General features: G+C 60.0%; 4 protein-coding genes and 1 pseudogene (2 of these 5 cut by a window edge). All 5 read left to right on the top strand.

Annotated elements, in window-relative coordinates:
* Window positions 1-26: pseudogene (locus VZP09_RS01940) on the top strand (FAD-dependent oxidoreductase) (it extends 1671 nt beyond the left edge of the window).
* 57 nt (window positions 27-83) lie between these two features.
* Window positions 84-902: a sugar phosphate isomerase/epimerase family protein gene (locus tag VZP09_RS01935; protein WP_009307936.1), complete on the top strand. Its 819-nt coding sequence runs from the start codon at window positions 84-86 to the stop codon at window positions 900-902.
* A gap of 10 nt (window positions 903-912) precedes the next feature.
* The gene (locus VZP09_RS01930; protein WP_032438722.1) at window positions 913-2277 is read left to right on the top strand and encodes an MFS transporter; all 1365 of its coding nucleotides are present in this window, start codon (window positions 913-915) and stop codon (window positions 2275-2277) included.
* Window positions 2278-2607: 330 nt separating this feature from the next.
* Window positions 2608-3786: a Gfo/Idh/MocA family protein gene (locus VZP09_RS01925; protein ID WP_004191717.1), complete on the top strand. Its 1179-nt coding sequence runs from the start codon at window positions 2608-2610 to the stop codon at window positions 3784-3786.
* 159 nt (window positions 3787-3945) lie between these two features.
* A protein-coding gene (locus VZP09_RS01920) for an MFS transporter (RefSeq protein WP_328794862.1) crosses the window boundary here: on the top strand, window positions 3946-5309 show its 5' portion. 64 nt of this gene lie beyond the right edge of the window; 1364 of the gene's 1428 nt are visible here — the first part of the coding sequence; its start codon is at window positions 3946-3948; its stop codon lies off the right edge, out of view.

The raw sequence follows: 5309 nt of genomic DNA, 5'->3' as shown, positions 1-5309 counted from the left end.
CAAATATAAACAATAACATAACTTGATTTCCACGAATGGATGCACCCTAACTCTCTTCACCTGCAACTGTACCGGAGCCCTTTATGAACAAGCGTACCCTATCGCTCGCCGCGCTGACCCTGCTCGATGTCCCTCCCCCCGAACAGGTGCGGATTGCGGCCAGAACCGGTTTTACCCACGTTGGGCTGCGACTGCTCCCCGCCACACCGACCGACCCGGACTACGACATGCTGGGCGATACCCCGGCCGTCCGGGCGACGCTCGCCGCGTTGATGGAAACTGGCATCCGCGTGTCGGACGTGGAGATCGTCCGCCTGACCCCCGGGTTTACCCTCGACGATCGGCTGCAGCGTTTTATGGAGACCGCCGCGCGTCTTGGCGCCGGACAGGTGTTAGTCGCCGGCAATGATGACAACCTTCAGCGCAGCGCTGACAACCTCGCCATCCTCGCCGCGGCCGGTCGTCCATTTGGGCTGACCATGAATCTTGAGCCGATGCCCTGGACCCAGTTGCGCAACATCGCCGCAGCGCAAGCACTAATCGCCGCCAGCGGGCGGGAAGACATCGGCATTCTGGTGGACGCTCTCCATTTCTGGCGCGCGGGAGAATCGCTCGCCGCCCTCTCCAGCCTGCCCGCGCATCATCTCAACTATATGCAACTCTGCGATGGCGCGGCGCAGAAGCCGGAGAGCGAGCAGGAACTTATCCGCCAGGCCCGCTCGGCGCGCAACGTGCCGGGGGAAGGCGGTCTGGATCTGCATGGTCTGATGTCGGCCCTGCCGGCGACGCTGCCGGTCTCTCTCGAAGTGCCGCTTGACGGCGAGCAAGGCGCCCTGCCGCCTCTTCAGCGGGCGCAGTTACTGTTCGATGCCGCGCAGCCCTACCTGCGCGCCTGCGCATAAGGAATACGCTATGACACAGACTCAACGCCTGGATGTCAGAGAGTTAATAAATCGTAACCCGCTGAGCCGATTTCAGAAGCTGATTATATTTCTCGGCTTTTGCGTCATCGCTCTCGATGGTTTTGATATCGCGATCATGGGCTTTATCGCCCCGACGCTAAAGCTGGAATGGGGGGTAAGCAACCACCAGCTGGGTCTGGTGATCAGCGCCGCGCTGATCGGCCTCGCGCTGGGGGCGATTTTCTCCGGCCCGCTCGCCGACTGGCTGGGACGTAAGAAAATCATCATCAACAGCGTTTTCTTCTTCGGTTTCTGGACCATCGCCACCGCCTTCTCGCACAACGTAGAACAGATGATGTTCTTTCGCTTTATGACTGGCCTCGGGCTGGGCGCCGCGATGCCGAATATCGGGACGCTGGTGTCGGAATACGCCCCGGAACGCCAGCGTTCATTTATTATCACCGTCATCTTTTGCGGCTTCACCTTCGGCGCGGCGGCGGGAGGATTTTCGGCATCGTGGCTGATCCCCCAGTTTGGCTGGCACTCGCTGATGGCGCTCGGCGGTATTCTGCCGCTGCTGTTTGCCCCCCTGCTCATCTGGCTGCTGCCGGAATCGGTTCGTTTTCTGGTGATCAAACAAGCGCCCGCGGCGCGCATACGCGCCATTCTTAACCGTCTCTATCCCGGACAAATCAGCGACAATGTGACGTTTATCCTGCCGGCGCAGCCAGCGGCCGGCAACGCGATGCGCATTGTCCTCTCCCGCCAGTACGGTTTCGGCTCGCTGATGCTATGGCTGGTCTACTTTATGGGGCTGTTCCTGGTCTATATCCTCGGCAGCTGGCTGCCAACGCTGGTTAAAGCGGTAGGAATGACCGTTAGCCAGGCGGCCATCATGACGGCGATCTACCAGGCGGGCGGCACCCTCGGCTCGTTGTTTGCCGGCTGGCTGATGGACAGGATCAACCCCCATCGCGCGCTGGGGATAATCTACGCCGTTGGCGGCCTGTTCACCATGGCGATGGGCTACGCCGCGGGCAGCTTTGCCTTGCTCTGTATGCTGGCGTTTATCAGCGGCGCCTGCCTGAACGGCGCGAATACCGGCATGAACGCCCTCTCCGCCCGCTACTACCCTACACAGGCGCGGGCGACGGGATCCAGCTGGATGCACGGCGTCGGGCGCATCGGCGCCATTCTCAGCGCCTTTGCCGGCGCCGAGATGATGGCGCTCAACCTGCCCTTTGAAAGCGTCTTTTTGATCCTCGGTATCCCGGCAGCCCTCACCGTCGCAGGCCTGGCGGCGAAGGGCATCTTTGCGGCCGGTCATCCTACCGTCGCTTCAACTTCCCCCGCGTCTGTGCGCGGAGCGTCATAGCGGCATCTGGTCCCCGGTGCAATCGGCGGATTGCACCGCCTTCAGCAGCTAATAAAGAAAATTTATTTCATATTTTGTTGAAACGANNNNCGCCCGCAACAATCTGGACGACTCCGGCAGGCGATATCCCGCCCTCACCTTTTCAACCAAGCGCAAAAGAAACTATCGCTAATTCGATCCCCCTCGCATATATGGAAAATAAATTCCACAACACAATTGAAACAGAACAAACATTTCCTTAAGTTGAAGTCAGTCTATCCGGATGCGCGTTGCCGCAGACGTCGGCATTGAGCGCCTCAGAGTGCAAATGATTTCAAAAAGGAGAGCACCATGTTAAACGGCCTGAAACCCTTATCCCGTTCCCTGCGCTGGGGCATGGTCGGCGGNGGGGGAACCAGTCAGATCGGCTACAGCCACCGCTGTGCGGCGCTGCGTGACAATGTTTATACCCTGCTGGCCGGCGCGCTTGACGTCGATGCCGAGCGCGGGCGAGCGTTCGGTGAGCAACTGGGCATCGCGCCGGAGCGCTGCTACGCCGACTACCAGACCCTGTTTCGCGAAGAGGCGCAGCGCCCTGACGGGATCGAGGTCGTCTCGGTCACCACCCCGAACAATACCCATTTCGCCATTACCAAAGCGGCGCTGGAGGCGGGACTCCACGTTATCTGCGAAAAGCCCCTCTGCTTTACCGCCGAAGAGGCGCGCGAGCTGGTGGATCTGAGCAAAAAACAGAACAAAATCGTCGGCGTCACCTACGGCTATGCCGGCTATCAGATGATCCAGCAGGCGCGGCAGATGATTGCCGATGGACTGCTCGGCGAGATCCGCATCGTTAACATGCAATTCGCCCACGGCTTCCATAACCAGGCCGTCGAGCTGCAGGCAGAATCCACCCGCTGGCGAGTAACGCCGAAGTTTGCCGGGCCCAGCTATGTGCTTGGGGATCTGGCCACCCATCCGCTGTTTGTCGCCGAGACCATGGCGCCGCAGCTCAATATCAAACGGCTGATGTGCTCTCGTCAGAGCTTTGTTCCCTCCCGCGCGCCGCTGGAAGATAACGCCTTTGTCCTGATGGAATATGACAACGGCGCGGTTGGATCCATGTGGACCAGCGCGGTCAACAGCGGCGCCATGCACTCGCAAAAAGTGCGCATCGTCGGCGAAAAAGCAAGCATCGAATGGTGGGATGAGCATCCTAACCAGCTCAGCTATGAGGTGCAGGGTGAGCCGGCGCGCATTCTGGAACGTGGAATGCCCTACCTGTCGCCGAACGCGCTGGCGGATGACCGCATTGGCGGCGGCCATCCGGAAGGGCTGTTCGAAGCCTGGGCCAACCTCTATCGCCGCTATGCGCAGGCGATTGACGCCACGGACCGCGACGATCGCGCCTTCCTGCAAGACTTCTGGTATCCGGACGTCGAAGCCGGGCTGCACGGCGTCTATTGGGTAGAGCAGTGCGTCAAATCGGCTGACGCTGGCAGCCAGTGGGTTGACTTTACTTTACCTTAATTTTCCCCCTCGCCAGTGGAGTCCCCCTCCACTGGTTTATTGATTTTTACCAACTTGTCGCATCGCGCAACAGCCCCGTAATATCTGTTAAACAAACATTTATTTACGCTTCTTACCCCCCGCCGCTACACTAGGCGCAGTTTTTATATTGAGGTGGTAATGAACGATAACAAAATGACGCCAGGGGAACTGCGCGCGACCTGGGGTTTGGGGACAGTATTCTCCCTGCGCATGCTTGGCATGTTTATGGTCCTGCCGGTTCTGACCACGTATGGAATGGCGTTGCAGGGTGCCAGTGAAGCGCTGATTGGCCTGGCGATCGGTATCTACGGCCTGGCGCAGGCGGTGTTCCAGATCCCCTTCGGACTGTTATCTGACCGTATTGGCCGTAAGCCATTGATCGTCGGCGGCCTGCTTATCTTCGTGCTCGGCAGCGTCATCGCCGCGCTCACCGACTCCATCTGGGGCATCATTCTTGGCCGCGCCCTGCAGGGCTCCGGCGCCATCGCCGCCGCGGTTATGGCCCTGCTGTCCGATCTCACCCGCGAACAGAACCGCACCAAAGCGATGGCCTTTATCGGCGTCAGCTTCGGCGTCACCTTCGCCATCGCCATGGTGCTGGGGCCGATTGTCACCCACCAGCTGGGTCTGCACGCGCTGTTCTGGATGATCGCCATCCTGGCGACCGTCGGCATCCTGCTCACCCTGTGGGTGGTGCCCAACAGCCATAACCATGTCCTTAACCGCGAATCCGGGATGGTGAAGGGCTGCTTTAGCAAGGTGCTGGCGGAGCCGCGCCTGCTGAAGCTTAACTTTGGCATCATGTGCCTGCACATTATGCTGATGTCCACTTTTGTCGCCCTGCCCGGACAACTGGAGGCCGCCGGCTTCCCGGCCGCCGAGCACTGGAAGATTTACCTGGTCACCATGGTTATCTCATTCATCTCGGTGGTGCCGTTTATCATCTACGCTGAAGTGAAGCGCAAGATGAAGCGCGTCTTCCTGCTCTGCGTCGCCATCCTGCTGATTGCGGAAATTGTCCTCTGGGGCGCCGGAGGCTACTTCTGGGAGCTGGTGGCGGGCGTTCAGCTCTTCTTCCTGGCGTTTAACCTGCTGGAAGCGCTGCTGCCGTCGCTAATTAGCAAGGAGTCTCCGGCGGGCTACAAAGGCACCGCGATGGGCGTCTACTCCACCAGCCAGTTTCTCGGCGTGGCGATTGGCGGCGCGCTTGGCGGCTGGGTCGATGGTTTCTTTGATTCGCAAACCGTGTTTCTGCTGGGCGCCCTGCTGGCGATGCTGTGGCTGCTGGTGGCCAGCACCATGAGCGAGCCGCCGTACGTCAGCAGCCTGCGGGTGGAGGTGCCGGACGGCGTGGTGGTCGACAGCGCGCTGCAGGCGCGTCTGCTGAGCGCCAGCGGGGTTCATCAGGCGCTGGTGGTACCCGAGGAGCGTTCGGTGTATATCAAAATCGACAGCAAGGTCACCAACCGCTTCGAGATAGAGCAGCTCATCAAAGGGGTATA

The organism is Klebsiella sp. EMBS2024 (assembly GCF_036233805.1).
GTDB classification, from domain to species: Bacteria; Pseudomonadota; Gammaproteobacteria; order Enterobacterales; family Enterobacteriaceae; genus Klebsiella; species Klebsiella pneumoniae.
Note: the sequence above shows the minus strand (reverse complement) of the source record. Positions and strands in the feature narration are given on the sequence as shown.

What these genes read in the sequence shown, in the direction of transcription:
- VZP09_RS01935 (WP_009307936.1), top strand. Translation starts at nt 84, where the DNA reads ATGAACAAGCGTACCCTATCGCTCGCCGCGCTGACCCTGCTCGATGTC.
- VZP09_RS01930 (WP_032438722.1), top strand. Translation starts at nt 913, where the DNA reads ATGACACAGACTCAACGCCTGGATGTCAGAGAGTTAATAAATCGTAAC.